This is a genomic window from Gemmatimonadaceae bacterium (assembly GCA_019637445.1).
Classification (GTDB): domain Bacteria; phylum Gemmatimonadota; class Gemmatimonadetes; order Gemmatimonadales; family Gemmatimonadaceae; genus Pseudogemmatithrix.
The window spans coordinates 190,506-205,454 of the sequence record JAHBVS010000001.1 but is presented as its reverse complement, the minus strand read 5'-3'; the positions used below and the strand labels follow the sequence as shown (position 1 = coordinate 205,454).

Below are 14,949 nucleotides of genomic sequence, written 5' to 3'. Positions count from 1 at the left end.
GCCTACAGGCACGCGGCGGTGCGATGGCTGAACTCCGCATCGTGGCCGGCGCCTGGCGCGGGCGCCGCATCAAGGTACCGCCCAAGGGTGTGCGGCCCACCGCAGACCGCGTGCGCGAGGCCTGGATGAGCATCGTGCAGCGCGACATCCCGGACGCCGCGGTGGTCGACCTTTGCGCCGGGTCGGGCGCCCTGGGCCTTGAGGCCCTGTCGCGCGGCGCGGTCTCCTGCGACTTCGTCGAGAAGGACGCGCGGACCCTCCAGGTCCTGGACGCCAACATCGCTGCGCTCGGCGCTGGCGAAACCGCACGGGTCCACCGCGCCGAGGCGCTGCGATTCCTCGAGAGCGCATCGCTGCAGGTGGGTGACGCGCCCACCTGGCAGCTGGCGTTCGCCGACCCGCCGTACCGCGAGGGAATCGCCGAGGCACTGGCTGCCCGCTGGCTCGCGGCGCCGTTCGCGGCAATCTTTGGGGTGGAGCACGAGGCCACGCTGACCTTGCCCGAGGCCAGCGGCAGCGCGGGCAGCGAACGCCGAGTCTACGGAGACACTGCGTTGACCCTTTACCGGACCACCGACTGACGATGCCGAAGATCGCCCTGTACGCCGGCAGCTTCGATCCGATCACGAACGGCCACGCCGACCTGATCCGGCGCTCGTTGACGTTCGTCGACCGACTGGTCGTGGGCGTGGCGGTCAACGTGTCCAAGCAGCCGTTGTTCACCGAGGACGAGCGGGTCGCGTTGATCCGCGCCGCGGTCGAGGACGATCCCCGTGTCGAGGTGCGCGCCTTCCGCGGGCTGGTCGTGAACTTCGCCAAGGAGGCCGGCGCCAAGGTCATCCTGCGTGGCCTGCGCGCCGTGGCCGACTTCGAGTACGAGTACCAGATGGCCCTGATGAATCGCCATCTCGCCCCGCAGCTGGAAACGATGTTCATGGTGCCGTCGCTGGAGGTCAGTTACCTGAGCTCCTCCCTGGTGCGCGAGGTGGCTCGCTTCAACGGTGACATCGACAAGCTCGTGCATCCCGCGGTGGCCGAGGCGTTGCGGAAGAAGTTCCCGGCATCATCTTTCCCTGCGAACCCCCCTACGGATCGCCAATGAGCCTGCATCTCTCCCATTCGGGTGACGTCGTCGTCGTGGAAGTCGAGGGCCAACTGATCGTCAGCAACCGCCAGGAGTTGAAGCAGCGGGTGTTGGACGAGGCCGAGGGAGGCGCGCGCAAGATCCTCGTCGACTTCGCGAAGACGGGCTACATCGACTCGGCGGGCCTCGGCGTGTTGGTCTCGCTGGCCAAGCGGATGCGCGAGTTGGGTGGCGACCTGCGCCTGGCCAACCTGAACGACGACCTGCGCACCCTGTTCGAGCTCACAAAGCTCGACACGCTGTTCCAGATCGCCGACAGCCGCGAGCAGGCACTCGCCGCCTTCTGAATGGCCGGGATTGGCGCGCTGGACCTGCGCATCCCGAGCGACGTCCGGCAGATCGAGGCAGTGGTGGCGCAGGTGGTGCATCGCTGCGCCGCCCACGCCTGGGACGCGCGGCAGCTCTCGCTAAACATCCCCGTCGCGCTGACGGAGGCCTTGAGCAATGCAATCCTCCGCGGCAATGGTGAGGACGCCGCCAAGACGGTGCGCGTGCGCGTGGAGTTCTCGGAACGCGAGATCGTCGTCGAGGTGGAGGACGAGGGGACGGGTTTCGACCTTGAGGCCTGCACCGAGGACCCGACGACGCCAGAAAACCTTGAACGCGAGGACGGCCGCGGGCTGTTCCTGATGCAGGCCTTGGTGGACCGCGTGGAGCGGTACCGCGCGGACGGCAACGTGGTGCGGCTGACGCTGCGCCGAAAGGGCCACGCCGCGTGAGCGACCTCGGCGGCGCGCTCGACGCCTTCTCCGGAGCCTACGGCTGCGGGGCGGTGGTGTGGACGCAGGCCGCGCCCGGCGCGCCGCTCGATGTCGCGGCGACGTCCGGCGGCGATGTGACGCCACCCGATGGCTTCGCGCGGCTCGAGGTCGGTGAGATCGTGACGCGCGAGACCGCGCTCGGCGCACAGTTGGTGGTCCGACTGCCCGGCCGCACGCGCGCCTGGCTGGCCTTGGGGCCCGTGCGCGACGACGATCCCGAGCCGCGCCGCTGGCTCGGCGTGCTCACGCCGATTGTCGGCGAGGTGCTGCAGAGCCGCTGGGAAGCCTCCCACGCGGCGGACGAGCTGATGGAGCGCTACGAGGAGATCAATCTCCTCTACTCGATCAGCGAGATCCTCGGCCGCACGGTGACGCTGGAGGAAGCGGCGCGCACGATCCTGCTTGAGGTCGCAGACACCGTGGGCTCGGACTACGGCGCTCTGTTGGTGCACGATCCGGCGGCCGGCCTGCTGCGGCCCGTGACGTCACTGCGCGCGGCGTCGGCGCCGCCGGCGACGCCGATCCCGATCGACGACCCGGTGAGCGTGGCCGCTCGCGTGTTCCGCACGCGGCACGCGCTGCTGGTGAACGCCGGCGTGCTGGAGAGCGGCTACGAGCAGCCCTTCCGTAGCGGCGCGATGCTCTGCGTGCCCATCACCTGGACGACGCCCGAGGGTGGCGTGCCGCTGGGTGTGGTCTGTCTGTCGGGCCGGCGCAGCGGCGAGAACTTCACGGCGGGCGATGAAAAGCTCGTCGCTGCCGTGGGTTCGCAGATCGGCACGGCGATCCAGAACGCGCGCCTCGTGCGCGCCAGTCTCGATCAGGAACGGTTGGCCAGCGAGATGCGCCTCGCGCACGAACTGCAGATGAAGCTGCTGCCCAGTGGCGAGGTCGTGCTGCCGGAAGCGGCCTGTGCGGTGCGCGTGGAACCGGCGGAAGGCGTGGGCGGTGACTTCTACAACCTGTTCCGACTCGGTGATGGGCGCACCGGCGTATTGGTCGGCGATGTGTCGAGCCACGGCTATCGTGCCGCGCTCATCATGGCCCTCGTGATGAGCGCGACGGCGATCCACGCGCAGACGACGGCGGATCCGGCGGAGACCGTGACCGCGCTCTTGGCCACGCTTGAGGAAGAACTGCGCGAAACCGAGATGTTTCTCTCGCTCTGCTACGCGGTGGTGGACCGTGAGCGCCGGCAGCTGCGCTGGACCAACACCGGGCACCCGCACGCGTTCGTGATCGGCGCCGACGGCGTGGCCGCGCGGCTCGAGGCGACGGACCCGCCGCTCGGCTTGGGTGGCGAGACGCTGCACGTGTCGTCACGGCCTTGGGACCCGGCCAACGACCTGCTGGTGTTGTTCACCGACGGCGTCAGCGACGCGCGCAACGCGCGCGGCGAGGCGCTCGGCGAGGCAGCGGTCGTGGACGTGCTCGTCGCGCGCCGCAACGAGGTACCCTCGCGCATCGTCGACGGGGTGTTCGCGCTGGTCGAGGGCCATCTCGGCCGCGCGCTGCCGCACGACGACCAGGCGGTGGTGGTCCTGAGGAACGCGTGACCGAGCGCCTGCCGCGCCCGAAGAAGCGGCTCGGCCAGCACTTCCTCACCGACCCCAAGCTGCTCGGCCGCATCGCCGACGCGCTGGAGGCCACGCGCGCTGACACGGTGATCGAGATTGGCCCGGGCAGGGGAGCGCTCACCGAGCATCTGCTGCAGCGGGCCGGCCGGGTGATCGCCATCGAGTTGGATCGCGAGTTGGCGCCGCTGCTCGCCGAGCGGTGGCGCGACGAACCGCGCTTCACGATGGTCGAGGGCGATGTGCTGGAGCAGGACCTCGGGGCGCTGGCCGGCGGCCCCTACCTGCTCGCCGGCAACGTGCCGTACAACATCACCACGCCGATCCTCTTCCACGCGATGCAACGGCCGCGGCCGACGCGCGCCATCTACCTCGTGCAGAAGGAAGTGGCCGAGCGCGTGGTGGCTGCGCCAGGCAGCGAGGACTACGGCGCGCTGAGCGTGAACGTGCAGGCACTGGCGACGGCGAAGCTGCTGTTCACGGTCGGGGCGCGCGCGTTCACGCCACCGCCAAAGGTCGAGAGCGCAGTGTTGCGCATTGTGCCGCGGGCGGAGCCGCTGCTCACGCCTGATGAGGAAGAGCCGTTCAGGCTCCTGGTGCAGGGCGCGTTCGGTCTTCGTCGGAAACAGATGCGCCGCGTGCTGCGCACACTCTGGGCGCTCGACGCCGCGCGGGCGGATGCGCTTTTGGAAGCGGCGGCGATCAGCGCCGAGGCGCGACCGGAAACCTTGGCGCCGGCGGACTTCCTGCGGCTACTTCGAGTGCGTCAGTGAGTACGCGAGTATCTCGAGTTCCGTAGCCATGTTCACGGCGCGCAGCGTCACGTCGGACGGCGCGTGGAGCGGCGCGGGCGCGAAGCTGAGGATTGCCTTGATGCCGGCCGCGACGACCCGATCCACGATCGGCTGCGCGGCTTCCGCGGGGACGCAGAGCACGACGATGCGCGGCTTGTGGGTTGCGATGCCGCGCTCGAGTTCGGTGTCGAGCTGCACCTTGAGCGGACCAAGCGCGGTGCCGACCTTCTCCGGGTCACGATCGTAGACGCCGACGACGTGGAACCCGCGCGAGGTGAAGCCGCGATACTGCGCCAGGGCCGCGCCGATCTTGCCCGCGCCGACAATCACCACGGGCCAAGGATTGTCCAAGCCGAGAATCTCGCGAATGGACGTGATGAGGTCCTTCACGCTGTAGCCGAGCCCGCGCTTGCCGAAGGAGCCGAAGAACGAGAGGTCCTTGCGCACCTGCGCCGACGTGGTGCCACCAAAGCGGGCGAGGTCGCCCGACGAGACGGTGGAGTGCCCACGCTGCTCGAAGTCCTCCAGGAAGCGGAGGTAGAGCGAGAGGCGTCGGACGGTGGATTCGGCGATCGGCTTGGTCTGGTTCGTCATATGCTTGTGAAATCGTTCACAAGCTAGCCAAGCTTGGCGCTTCGCTCAATAGGGCGGGGCCTGACGTCTTCAAGCGTGAGTTCGAAGGGCGGGGCTCTACGCCTATGCGGGTGTGTGCAACGGGCGGGGCCCTCGGTCCTCGCGAGTGTATCCGCGACCCAATCGGATAGATTGGCCAGATGGACCTGCACACGCTCCCGTATGTGGTGGTGGACGTCGAGACGACCGGCGGGCAGGCGTTTGGCAGCGACCGTGTGACCGAGGTGGCCGCGGTGCACGTCGAAGGGGACCGCAGCGAGCTGGCCTTCCACTCGCTGGTCAATCCGGGCCGGCCGATTCCCTGGCATATCACGCGGCTGACGGGCATCGACGACGCGATGGTGCGTGGGGCGCCGCGCTTTGCGGACATCGCGGGTGAGTTCGCGGCCGCGCTGGTGGGTCGCGTATTCGTGGCGCACAACGCCCGCTTCGACTTCGGCTTCCTCGACGCGGAGTTTTCGCGTGTCGCACCGACGCCGCTGGGCGCGATCATCGCGGGGCAGCTCTGCACCGTGCGCTTGGCACGGCGGCTGCTCGCGCACCTGCCGCGGCGGAATCTCGACGCGGTGTCCGCGCACTACGGCGTGTCCATCGAGGACCGGCACCGGGCCAGTGGCGATGCGCTGGCTACGGCGGAGGTGCTGCGCGGACTCCTGCGCGATGCGTCGCGACAGGGCGTGCACACCTGGGGCGATCTCGACGCGCTGCTGGCGCGGCGCACGGCGCGGGCGAAGAAGCGGACCTCGCTGCCGACTTGGACGGACGGGCGCGAAGGGGTTTAGTCCTCGGCCCGCAGGTCCATCACCGCGATATCCGCCTCGTCGCTGCTGTGACCCATCGCTTGGATGGAGTAGTGCGCCAGCCCGTACGCCAGTTCGCGTTCGCCCATCACCGCGCGCCCCACGCGCTCGTCGGCCTTGAGGCGCGTGAACTCCGCCTCCGAGTGCGTACGTACGGCGAGGTGGATGTCCGGCTTGATCTTGTACGCCTCGCGCACGATGTGCCGCGCCTGGAAGGGGTCGGGGGTCGAGATGATCAACAGCCGCGCGTGCTGCGCGAAGGCGCGTTCACGCACGGCGGCGCGCGTGGCGTCGCCGAAGATCGCGAGGATGCCTTGTTCGCGGAGCGCCTCCACCGTGCTGCGGTCCTGATCGATGACCACGTAGGGGATGCCCGCCTCGCGCAGCGCCTGGGCCACGGTACGCCCGACGCGGCCGTGTCCGATCAGCACGGCGTGGCCCTCAAGCGGCGTCCCGCCGGGTACGGGCAGCTCGCGTAGGGGATCGCCGGGGTCGGCGCGTTCCAGCGCATCGATCAGCTTGGGCCGGGCGCGCACCCAGCGTTCGAGCGGAATCATCATCCGCACCATCAGCGGGTTCACGGTGATGCTGAACAGTGCGGCGGCGAGCATCAGCGTCTGGCCTTCGCGCGGCAGCACACCGAGCGAGATGGCCAGCGCCGCGAGGATAAACGAGAACTCACCGATCTGCGCCAGTCCGCCGGCCACGAGGAAGGCGCGTCGCGCGGGGTGTCCAAACGCGAACATCAGGCCGCTCACGATCATCAGGCGCACCGGGACCACGAGCAACAGCACGATGACGAGCTTGAGCGGCTCCGTCCACAGGATGCGCGGCTCGAACAGCATGCCCACCGAGAAGAAGAACAGCACCGCGAATGCATCCTGCAGTGGCAGCGCGTCGGCGGCCGCCTGGTGGCTCAGGTCCGACTCGCTAATCACCACACCCGCGAAAAAGGCGCCGAGCGCAAAGGAGACGCCGAAGATGGCGGCGGCGCCGATCGCCACGCCGATGGCGATCGCCAGCGTGGCCAGCGTGAAGAGCTCGCGCGAGCCCTGGCGCGCGACCTCGGCCAACAGCCAGGGCACGAAGCGTCGCCCCGCGATGAGCATCACGGCGAGGAACAGCGCGACCTTGCCGAGCGTGACGAGAACGGCAATCCAGACGTCGCCATCGGCAAGGGCGACGAGCAGCGGCGCCTCGGTGAGCGGTGCGGCCAGCGCGGGCAGCAGCACCAGCGCCAACACCATCGCGATGTCCTCGACGATCAGCCAGCCGACCGCGATGCGTCCTTCGGCGGAGGCGACGGCGCCTTCCTCGTCGAGGATGCGTAGCAGCACCACCGTGCTCGCCACCGACAGCGTGAGCCCGAACACCGCACCGGCCATCGGGCCCCAGCCCCACCACATCCCGAGGAAGGTGCCGAGCGTCGTCACGATCGCGATGCGCGCCAGTGCGCCGGGAACGGCGACCCAACGCACCGCCATGAGCTGCGCGAAGGAGAAGTGGATGCCGACGCCGAACATCAGCAGGATCACGCCGACCTCGGCCAGCTGCTGCACGAGGCTGAGGTCGGCCTCAGGTCCGAGGGCGAAGGGACCCGACACGATGCCTGCTGCGAGGTATCCCACCAACGGCGGAATCCGCAGCCGCTGCGCCAGGAATCCCAGCGCGAAGGCGAGGATGAACCCGGTGGCGATGGTACCGATGAGTGCCGTGTCGTGGCCCATTCGCCGAAGCTAACGCCGGTGCACTCGCGGGGGAGATGTAGATTCCCCGACATGGCGGCTCCGACTCCCTTGCATCAGGCGCGCACGCTCGGGGCGTGGCGCATCCACGCCCTCCAGGCCGGTGGGCAGCAACTCGATGGCGGCGCAATGTTCGGCGTGGTGCCCAAGACGCTGTGGGAGCGGCGCATTCCGGCGGACGCGAGGAATCGGATCCCGATGGGAATGCGCTGCCTGCTGGTGGAGCATCCCGAGGGGCTGGTGCTCATTGATACGGGCGTCGGCAACAAGGAGGACGCCAAGTTCACGGATATCTACGGCATCGAGGCGTCGGTGCCCGGGCACCGGACGATGCTGGAGGCGGCGCTGGCGGCCGCGGGCTTCACCGCCGCCGACGTGAAGGTGGTGATCAACACGCACCTGCACTTTGACCACGCGGGCGGGAACACGGCAATCGATGAGGCGGGGCAGGTGGTCCCCAGCTTTCCGAACGCCCGCTACCTGATGCACGGTCGCGAGCTGGACTACGCCACCCACACCAATGAGCGTACCGCCGCGAGCTACTTCCCTCGCAACTGGGATGCACTGCGGCAGACGGGGCAGATGGAGTTGGTGGACGGTTCCGGGGAACTCCTCTCAGGCATCCGGATGCACCACACGCCCGGCCACACGCCCTGGCACCAGAGCATCGTGCTCGAGAGCGGTGGCGAGACCGCGATCTTCCTCGGGGATGTCTGCCCGACCGCCCATCACGTGCCGCTGCCGTGGATCATGGGCTACGACGTGGAGCCGCTGGTGTCGCTGGAGACCAAGCGGCGGCTGTGGAAGGAGGTCGTGGAGGGGGAGTGGCTGGTCGTGTTTGAGCACGACGCGAGTAACGCTTGGGGGCGGATAGTGGAGGGGAAGAAAGGGGTGGAGTTTCAGGCCGGTTGATTGAACAGCAGTCGTGAGTTGTGAGTTGTGAGTCGTGAGTGCTTGGGATGCGGGCCGCGGGGACCGCAACCCGCATCCATCCTCTCACAACTCACCACTCATGACTCACAACTGCCGTTGCCCCTCCCGCATCCGCCGTCCCCCTTGTCCTAAGCCCGCATCCCCAATAGCTTTATCCGAAGTTCAGCAAGCGACCGGGCGGGCGCCCGGTCCACCCTCTGGCCTCCGTCCCCGTGACGGTTGTGCTGCAGGAGTCCCGACAGGCCACCCCACACTGCGCGCGCGGTGTGGTGTCGTGTGTTTGACGCGGATTCCGAATGCGGGGTCCGCGTTCTGTTTTTCCCTCGTCACAGGAGTTGTCGTATCCAGGATACCACGAAGAGAGGCCCCCGCATCAACCGTCAGATCCGTCTGAGCCCGGTTCGTGTCATTGGCGCCGATGGCGCGCAGTTGGGGGTGCTTGAGGTGGATGTCGCGTTGCGCATGGCCGACGAAGCGGGGCTCGACCTCGTGGAAGTCGCGGCCGCGGCCCGTCCCCCGGTCGTCCGCATCATGGACTACGGGAAGTACAAGTTCGAAATGGCCAAGCAGCAGCGGCAGGCGAGGAAGAACCAGCACGTCATTCAGCTGAAGGAAGTGAAGTACCGTCCCGGCATCGAGAAGCACGACTTCGACACGAAGACCAACAAGGCTCGTGGGTTCATCGAAGACGGCAACAAGGTGAAGGTGACGTTGATGTTCCGCGGCCGACAGATCGCCCATCCGGAGATCGGTATGGCCGTCGTAGACCGGGTCGCCCAGGCGTTGGCGGATGTCGCGAAAGTCGAGACTGCCGCCAAGCTCGAAGGAAAGGCCCTCACCATGATCCTCACGCCGAAGTGAGAAAGGCGGACTAATGCCGAAGATGAAGACCCATAAGGGCGCCAAGAAGCGCTTCTCCGTCACGGGGAAGGGCAAGGTGCGCCGGCTCAAGGCGTTCAAGAGCCACATCCTGACCAAGAAGACATCCAAGCGGAAGCGCAACCTCCGTCGCCCGACGACCGTCGCGACGAACGGCGAGGCCAAGAACCTCAAGCGCCTGCTGCAGGCCTAAGGAGATCCGACCATGCCACGCGTCAAGTCGAATCCGGTGCGCCTCAAGCGCAAGAAGCAGATCCTCAAGCACGCCAAGGGCGCCTTCGGTGGCCGCTCCAAGCTCTGGAAGGCCGCGAAGGAGACGGTCGAGAAGGGCTGGGTATACGCCTACCGGGACCGCAAGGCCAAGAAGCGCGATTTCCGCAAGCTCTGGATCATCCGCATCAACGCCGCCGCGCGTCTGAATGGGATGTCCTACTCCACCTTCATCAGCGGTGTGCAGGCGGCCGGGATCGAAGTGGACCGCAAGATCATGGCGGACCTCGCCGTGCACGATGCGGCGGCGTTTAGCCAGCTCGCCGAGAAGGCGCGGGCGGCGCTCGCGAAGAGCTGATTCAGGACGAAGGTTGAGGGACGAAGGCGGCGGGCGGAGAGTTCTCTTCGCCCGCCGCTTTTCTTTGCGGCCACGGCGACTCCGGTCCATGTGCCGGCGGCCTGCTCCCCCGCGCCGGCACCAGCATCCCGCAGCCCTCGCCTCGCCGTTAGCTTTCGTCCTTCGAGACCTGGCTGGGCCTCCGTCCTCCGTCCTCCGTCTTTCGTCCTCGCAAGAATGGACCTCCGCACCTACCTCGAAAAACTCGCCCACATCGAGCAGGGCGCGCCCGCCAAGATCGCCGGCGCCGCCACGCTTGAGGACTGGACCGCCGTCCGCAACGCCCTCATCGGCCGGCAGGCCGGCGAGGTCACGGGCCTGATGTCCAAGCTCGGTGAGCTGGCCAAGGAGGACCGGCGCGACGGTGGGGCGCGTGCAAACCAGGTGAAGGTCGGCATCGAGGAAGCGCTCGAGGTGCGACAGGCGCAGCTGCTCAAGGCCGCCGCCGAGTCCGGCCCCAAGCTCGACCCGACGATGCCCGCCCGCGAGCGCTGGAAGGGCACCGTGCATCCCGTCTCGATGGTCATCGACGAGGTCGTCGAGATCTTCCGCGAGCTGGGCTTCACCATCGCCCTCGGGCCCGAGGCCGAGCACGCCTGGTACAACTTCGGCGCGCTCAACTTCCCGGCCGACCATCCGGCCATGGACCTGCACGACACGCTCTACCTCGGCGCCGAGCAGGTGCTGCGCACGCACACCTCACCCGTGCAGGTGCGCACGCTGCAGCAGTATCCGCCGCCGGTGCGCATCCTCGCGCCGGGCAACGTGTATCGCCGCGACTTCTTCGATCCCTCGCACGCGCCGATGTTCGCGCAGATCGAGGGCCTCGTGGTGGACGAGCACACGAGCTTCGCCGATCTCAAGGCGACGCTGAGCCATTTCGCGCGCCGTTACTTCGGCGCGCGCACGAAGACGCGCTTCCGCCCCAGCTACTTCCCGTTCACGGAGCCCAGCGCCGAGATGGACGTGCAGTGCGGCGTCTGCGGCGGCGACGGCTGCGCGGTGTGCAAGCAGTCGGGTTGGGTGGAGATCCTCGGCTCCGGCATGGTGCATCCGGCCGTGCTCGAGGCCGCGGGGCTCGACAGCGAGCGCTACACCGGCTGGGCCTTCGGCATGGGACCGGCGCGCACCGCCATCTCGCGCCACGGCATCCCCGACATTCGCATCCTCTACGACTCCGACGTGCGCTTCCTGGAGCAGTTCGGCCGATGACCGACCGCGCGATCCCGGGGGCTCCCCGATGAATCTCTCCCACGAGTGGTTGGCCCGCTTCGTCCCGCACGGCAAGGATCCGGAGGCGGTGCGCGACCTGCTCACCGCGCACGTCGCGACGGTGGAGGGCTTCGAGCGCCTGCGCGCCGACCTCGCGCCGTTCGTCGTGGCGACGGTGCTGGAGAGCGAGAAGATCCCCGACACCAAGCTCTCGTTCAATAAGGTGGATGACGGCTCGGGGGAGATCCTCGAGGTCGTCTGTGGCGCGCCGAACGTGACGGTGGGTGCGAAGTATCCCTTCGCGCGCACGGGCACCGTGATGCCTGCCGGCCTGACGATCGCCAAGAGGAAGATTCGCGGCTTCACCTCCAACGGCATGCTCTGCTCGGCCAAGGAACTGGGCTTGGGCGAGGACCACGACGGTATCCTCGCGCTGGAGACGGATGCCGCGAATGGCACCGCGCTGCTCGATGTTCTGCCGCTGGGTGACGTGCGCCTGGTCCTCGACGTGCTACCCAACCGTCCGGACCTGCTCTCGCATCTCGGCGTGGCGCGCGAGCTCTCGGCGCTGACTGGCGTGAAGTTGGCCGGGCCGTCGGAATTGGCGAACCTGCCGCCCGTGCCGGAGAAAGCGGCGCAGGGCGCCAAGGAGGCCAGCGGCGGCGGACTCAGCGTGCACATCGACGATACAGCCGACTGCCCGCGCTATACCGCCGCAGTGATTTCCGGTGTGACCGTCTGCCCCAGCCCCGACTGGTTGCGGCAGGCGATCGAGGCCGTAGGTGGCCGTTCGATCAACAACATCGTCGACGCCACGAACTACATGCTCCACGGTTTCGGCCAGCCGATGCACGCCTTCGACAAGGCGAAGCTGGCGGGTCCGGGCATCATCGTGCGTCGCGCCAAGGCCGGCGAGAAGCTCGTCACGCTCGATGGCGTGGAGCGCGCGCTGGACCCCGAGATGCTGGTCATCGCCGACACCGAACACGCGACGGCGCTTGCCGGCGTGATGGGCGGGAAGGCAAGCGAGGTGACGGACACGACGACGGACATCGTGCTGGAGGTCGCCAGCTTCCACCCGCAGCGCGTGCGGGCCACACGTCGGCGTGTGGGGCTCTCCACGGATGCCAGCTATCGTTTTGAGCGCGGCATCGACGATGCGATGGTCGTGCAGGCCCTGCAGCTCGGTGCCGCGCTGATCGCGCAGGTCAGCGGCGGGCACGTGGACGCACTGCTTGAGGTGGGGCGTGCGCCCAAGCCTCGCGCGGCCGTCTCGCTCAAGGTGCCGCGCGTCGCACGCGTGCTCGGCGAGCCCGTGCCCGCCGCCGACTGTGCCAAGCTGCTGGCAAGTGTTGGCTTCGCCATCACGGTGGACGGCGAGCTCATCCGCGCGGTGCCGCCCAGCTGGCGACACGATGTGTTGCGCGACGTCGACTTGATCGAGGAAATCGCGCGGCTTCGTGGTTTCGATCGACTCCCTGACACGCTGGCGGCGGTGCGTCCGGGCACGGTGCCCGACCATCCGCTCTGGACGGCGTACCTACGTGTGCGCCAGGCACTCGTGGCCGCTGGCCTGCACGAGGTGCGCCCCCTGCCGTTCACGTCGGGTCGCGGCGCGCGCGAGTCGCGCGTCAACCTGGTGCGGGTGCAGAACCCGTTGGCCGAGGACGAGCCGTTCCTGCGGACGAGCATCCTCGACACGCTGGCGCGGCGCGCCGAGTACAACCTGAACCGCATGCAGGGCAATGTCCGGCTGTTCGAGGTCGGTAGCGTGTTCAGCGCCCGCGCCGGCGGCACGCCATTGGAGGAAGTACACGCCGCGTTGGTCGTGATGGGACAGCGCCGGCCGCCGCACTTCACCGAACCGCAGCCACCCGTCTTCGACGCCTGGGATGCGAAGGCCCTCGCGCTCTCGCTGGCCGAGGTCTCCCTACCCGGCAAGAAGATCGAGCTTGAGGCGGGCGATGGCGGCGCCGTGCTCTGGCACTTGGTGGCGGGCACGGCGCGCGTGGGCCGCGTGTTGAAGCTCTCGCTCGACGCACCGGTGTGGGCCAGCGCGGCCTTCGGCGTCGAGCTCACGCTCGGCGAGATGAACAGCAACGCCGTCGCGCCCAAGGGCCAGCACGCGCACGGCGCCAAGCGACGCGACAGCGGCGTGCTCAAGGGCGTGGAGAAGGAGACGCGGCGCAGCCCGCAGCGCTTCAAGCCGATTCCCACGCAGCCGGCGGCGGAGTTCGACCTCGCGCTGCTGGTGCCGGAGTCGACGCCGGCGGGCGACGTCGAGGCGCTGCTCAAGAAGACGGGTGGTGACTTGCTCGAACGCTGCGTCCTGTTCGACGAGTTCCGTGGTGCCGGCGTGCCGGACGGCACGCGATCGCTGGCCTGGCGCTTGACGTTCCGGCATCCGGAGCGCACGCTCCGCGACAAGGAACTCGAGGGCCGCCGCAACCAACTGCTGAAGGCGCTCGAAGGAGAACTTGGTGTCCGACCCCGCACGGCCTGACGTCGCTGCGCTCGCCTTCGCCGAACTGGAGGCGCACGTGCGGCACCTTGGCGAGGAGCTCGCCAGCTTCCGCAAGCGCGCGCAGGCGGCCGAGTCGCGGCTGAAGGCGCTGGGTGCGAACGCCCCGGGCGACGCCACGGCGGAGGAACGCGTGTCGGCGCTCGAAGAGGAGAACGCCAGGCTGCGCGAGCGGCTCGAGGAGGCGGCGACCAAGACCCGCGGGATGCTCGATCGCGCGCGCTTCCTGCGACAGCAACACGTGCTCGGAGGTGAACCGTGAGCGTGCACTCCACGCGCGTGAAGATCGTGGGCGAGGAGTACACGATTCGCTCCGACGTCCCGCCGGAACACACGCAGGCCATCGCCGCACACGTGGACGCGGCCATCCGGAAGGTGCTGGAGAACCCGGCCATCACGGACCCGGGCAAGGCCGCCATCCTCGCGGCCATGAGCATCACCGCGGAGTTGTTTGACGAGCGCGGCCGCGGCGAGGCCGTGGGGGAGCAGATGCGGTCGCTGTCGGCCGAACTGCGGCGCTGGCTGCCGCCGGCGCGCCGTGCCAGCGCCGCGCAGGCGCTTACGCCGGAGCGCTAGGGTCGATGACGTCGTGCAGGGCCGTCGCGACCTCGTCGGTCGTGAACGGCTTCTGCAGGAATCGCGTGGCGGCCAGCGTCCGGAGCGACGGATTCAACTCCTCGGCGGAATAGCCGGAGTACAGGACGGCGGGCAGGGCAGGATTGCGCGCGCGGATCTTCTCCAGCGCGGCGTCGCCGGCCAAGCGGGGCATCGTGAGGTCGAGCATCACCGCGGCGAAGCGCACCGGCTCGGCCTCGACCATCGCCAGGGCCTCGGCTCCATCGGCACACTCGACGACTTGGAACCCCGCGCGCTCGATGGCGCGGCGCGCGACGCGGCGCACGTAGGCCTCGTCGTCAGCCAGCAGAATCTCGCCCGATCCGCGCCATCCTTGGGTGGCGGCCGTGGTTGTCGCCATTCGCGGAGGCTGCCGATTGTCGGGACGAGGGACCACGGGAACCTCCGGGCTCAGGCCGGCTGCAACGGAAGCGTGCGCGATGGGCGCGGAACACCACGCTAGCAGTATCGGCAGGGATGCGCCAGAACCTCTGCGTCACAGTGTGGCCTGGCGCCGCTGGGACCTTGTTCACGTCCGCGCAGAGGTGGCAACCCTGCCGCGGAGGGCGGCCGTCGCGCGTTGCCTTTTGGAACCCCGCTCCCTAGCTTCCGACTTGAGCAGGTGCGACGGCCCGTAGGTGCAAGCGCTTCCGGCAGTTAGCCCGTCCCGACCCGCGCCCTTCGTCGGCGCCAGTCCGGCCGGCCAGCCCCCGGACAGAGGCGGCCCCGAG

At 68.7% G+C, this 14,949-nt stretch carries 18 protein-coding genes; 15 read left to right on the top strand and 3 right to left on the bottom strand.

Features of this window, described 5'->3' with window-relative positions:
- Positions 1–23 precede the first annotated feature (23 nt).
- Genes rsmD through rsmA form a run of 6 tightly spaced genes read left to right on the top strand, consistent with a single transcriptional unit; the run spans position 24 to position 4,252 of the window.
- Entirely contained in the window at positions 24–581 is a 558-nt protein-coding gene (rsmD, locus tag KF709_00980; protein ID MBX3172962.1) for a 16S rRNA (guanine(966)-N(2))-methyltransferase RsmD, read from the top strand.
- 2 nt (positions 582–583) lie between these two features.
- Entirely contained in the window at positions 584–1,102 is a 519-nt protein-coding gene (coaD, locus tag KF709_00975) for a pantetheine-phosphate adenylyltransferase (GenBank protein MBX3172961.1), read from the top strand.
- A complete protein-coding gene (locus KF709_00970; GenBank protein MBX3172960.1) occupies positions 1,099–1,431 on the top strand; it encodes an STAS domain-containing protein in 333 nt (110 codons plus the stop codon). Before coaD ends, KF709_00970 begins: the two co-directional genes overlap by 4 nt.
- Positions 1,432–1,863: an ATP-binding protein gene (locus KF709_00965; protein ID MBX3172959.1), complete on the top strand. Its 432-nt coding sequence runs from the start codon at positions 1,432–1,434 to the stop codon at positions 1,861–1,863.
- Positions 1,860–3,461 (top strand): SpoIIE family protein phosphatase, encoded by a 1,602-nt coding sequence (locus tag KF709_00960; GenBank protein ID MBX3172958.1) that lies wholly within the window; start codon positions 1,860–1,862, stop codon positions 3,459–3,461. Before KF709_00965 ends, KF709_00960 begins: the two co-directional genes overlap by 4 nt.
- Entirely contained in the window at positions 3,458–4,252 is a 795-nt protein-coding gene (rsmA, locus tag KF709_00955; protein ID MBX3172957.1) for a ribosomal RNA small subunit methyltransferase A, read from the top strand. Before KF709_00960 ends, rsmA begins: the two co-directional genes overlap by 4 nt.
- On the opposite strand, the gene KF709_00950 is transcribed toward rsmA, so the two are convergent.
- A complete protein-coding gene (locus KF709_00950) occupies positions 4,232–4,867 on the bottom strand; it encodes a redox-sensing transcriptional repressor Rex (GenBank protein MBX3172956.1) in 636 nt (211 codons plus the stop codon). The two genes, rsmA and KF709_00950, sit on opposite strands and share 21 nt — an antisense overlap.
- A 179-nt stretch (positions 4,868–5,046) precedes the next feature.
- On the opposite strand from KF709_00950, the gene KF709_00945 reads away from it, so the two are divergent.
- Positions 5,047–5,688, top strand: a complete 642-nt coding sequence (locus tag KF709_00945; GenBank protein ID MBX3172955.1) for a 3'-5' exonuclease — start codon at positions 5,047–5,049, stop codon at positions 5,686–5,688.
- On the opposite strand, the gene KF709_00940 is transcribed toward KF709_00945, so the two are convergent.
- The gene (locus KF709_00940; protein ID MBX3172954.1) at positions 5,685–7,433 is read right to left on the bottom strand and encodes a cation:proton antiporter; all 1,749 of its coding nucleotides are present in this window, start codon (positions 7,431–7,433) and stop codon (positions 5,685–5,687) included. The two genes, KF709_00945 and KF709_00940, sit on opposite strands and share 4 nt — an antisense overlap.
- Positions 7,434–7,484: 51 nt before the next feature.
- On the opposite strand from KF709_00940, the gene KF709_00935 reads away from it, so the two are divergent.
- The 8 genes from KF709_00935 (at position 7,485) to KF709_00900 (ending at position 14,179) form a co-directional block, all read left to right on the top strand.
- The gene (locus tag KF709_00935; GenBank protein MBX3172953.1) at positions 7,485–8,363 is read left to right on the top strand and encodes an MBL fold metallo-hydrolase; all 879 of its coding nucleotides are present in this window, start codon (positions 7,485–7,487) and stop codon (positions 8,361–8,363) included.
- Positions 8,364–8,660: 297 nt separating this feature from the next.
- The gene (gene infC / locus KF709_00930) at positions 8,661–9,245 is read left to right on the top strand and encodes a translation initiation factor IF-3 (GenBank protein MBX3172952.1); all 585 of its coding nucleotides are present in this window, start codon (positions 8,661–8,663) and stop codon (positions 9,243–9,245) included.
- Between the two features lie 13 nt (positions 9,246–9,258).
- On the top strand, positions 9,259–9,456 hold the full coding sequence (rpmI, locus tag KF709_00925) for a 50S ribosomal protein L35 (GenBank protein ID MBX3172951.1): 198 nt from the start codon (positions 9,259–9,261) through the stop codon (positions 9,454–9,456).
- Positions 9,457–9,468: 12 nt separating this feature from the next.
- Positions 9,469–9,831, top strand: a complete 363-nt coding sequence (gene rplT / locus KF709_00920; protein ID MBX3172950.1) for a 50S ribosomal protein L20 — start codon at positions 9,469–9,471, stop codon at positions 9,829–9,831.
- Between the two features lie 216 nt (positions 9,832–10,047).
- Positions 10,048–11,082: a phenylalanine--tRNA ligase subunit alpha gene (gene pheS, locus KF709_00915; GenBank protein MBX3172949.1), complete on the top strand. Its 1,035-nt coding sequence runs from the start codon at positions 10,048–10,050 to the stop codon at positions 11,080–11,082.
- Between the two features lie 28 nt (positions 11,083–11,110).
- Positions 11,111–13,585 carry a phenylalanine--tRNA ligase subunit beta gene (gene pheT, locus KF709_00910; GenBank protein ID MBX3172948.1) on the top strand — a complete coding sequence of 825 codons (2,475 nt, stop codon included), beginning with the start codon at positions 11,111–11,113 and terminating at the stop codon, positions 13,583–13,585.
- A complete protein-coding gene (locus KF709_00905) occupies positions 13,563–13,865 on the top strand; it encodes a hypothetical protein (GenBank protein MBX3172947.1) in 303 nt (100 codons plus the stop codon). The genes pheT and KF709_00905 overlap by 23 nt, the downstream gene beginning before the upstream one ends.
- Positions 13,862–14,179 carry a cell division protein ZapA gene (locus KF709_00900; protein ID MBX3172946.1) on the top strand — a complete coding sequence of 106 codons (318 nt, stop codon included), beginning with the start codon at positions 13,862–13,864 and terminating at the stop codon, positions 14,177–14,179. Before KF709_00905 ends, KF709_00900 begins: the two co-directional genes overlap by 4 nt.
- Here the strand turns inward: KF709_00900 and KF709_00895 are convergent.
- Entirely contained in the window at positions 14,163–14,579 is a 417-nt protein-coding gene (locus KF709_00895) for a response regulator (protein MBX3172945.1), read from the bottom strand. The two genes, KF709_00900 and KF709_00895, sit on opposite strands and share 17 nt — an antisense overlap.
- Positions 14,580–14,949 lie beyond the last annotated feature (370 nt).

Bases quoted from the DNA above. Each gene is read 5' to 3' on its own strand.
- pheT (MBX3172948.1), top strand. From the start codon at position 11,111: ATGAATCTCTCCCACGAGTGGTTGGCCCGCTTCGTCCCGCACGGCAAG.
- KF709_00945 (MBX3172955.1), top strand. From the start codon at position 5,047: ATGGACCTGCACACGCTCCCGTATGTGGTGGTGGACGTCGAGACGACC.
- KF709_00965 (MBX3172959.1), top strand. From the start codon at position 1,432: ATGGCCGGGATTGGCGCGCTGGACCTGCGCATCCCGAGCGACGTCCGG.
- rsmD (MBX3172962.1), top strand. From the start codon at position 24: ATGGCTGAACTCCGCATCGTGGCCGGCGCCTGGCGCGGGCGCCGCATC.
- KF709_00935 (MBX3172953.1), top strand. From the start codon at position 7,485: ATGGCGGCTCCGACTCCCTTGCATCAGGCGCGCACGCTCGGGGCGTGG.
- KF709_00950 (MBX3172956.1), bottom strand. From the start codon at position 4,867: ATGACGAACCAGACCAAGCCGATCGCCGAATCCACCGTCCGACGCCTC.
- KF709_00895 (MBX3172945.1), bottom strand. From the start codon at position 14,579: ATGGCGACAACCACGGCCGCCACCCAAGGATGGCGCGGATCGGGCGAG.
- KF709_00940 (MBX3172954.1), bottom strand. From the start codon at position 7,433: ATGGGCCACGACACGGCACTCATCGGTACCATCGCCACCGGGTTCATC.
- rpmI (MBX3172951.1), top strand. From the start codon at position 9,259: ATGCCGAAGATGAAGACCCATAAGGGCGCCAAGAAGCGCTTCTCCGTC.
- pheS (MBX3172949.1), top strand. From the start codon at position 10,048: ATGGACCTCCGCACCTACCTCGAAAAACTCGCCCACATCGAGCAGGGC.
- coaD (MBX3172961.1), top strand. From the start codon at position 584: ATGCCGAAGATCGCCCTGTACGCCGGCAGCTTCGATCCGATCACGAAC.
- rplT (MBX3172950.1), top strand. From the start codon at position 9,469: ATGCCACGCGTCAAGTCGAATCCGGTGCGCCTCAAGCGCAAGAAGCAG.
- KF709_00970 (MBX3172960.1), top strand. From the start codon at position 1,099: ATGAGCCTGCATCTCTCCCATTCGGGTGACGTCGTCGTCGTGGAAGTC.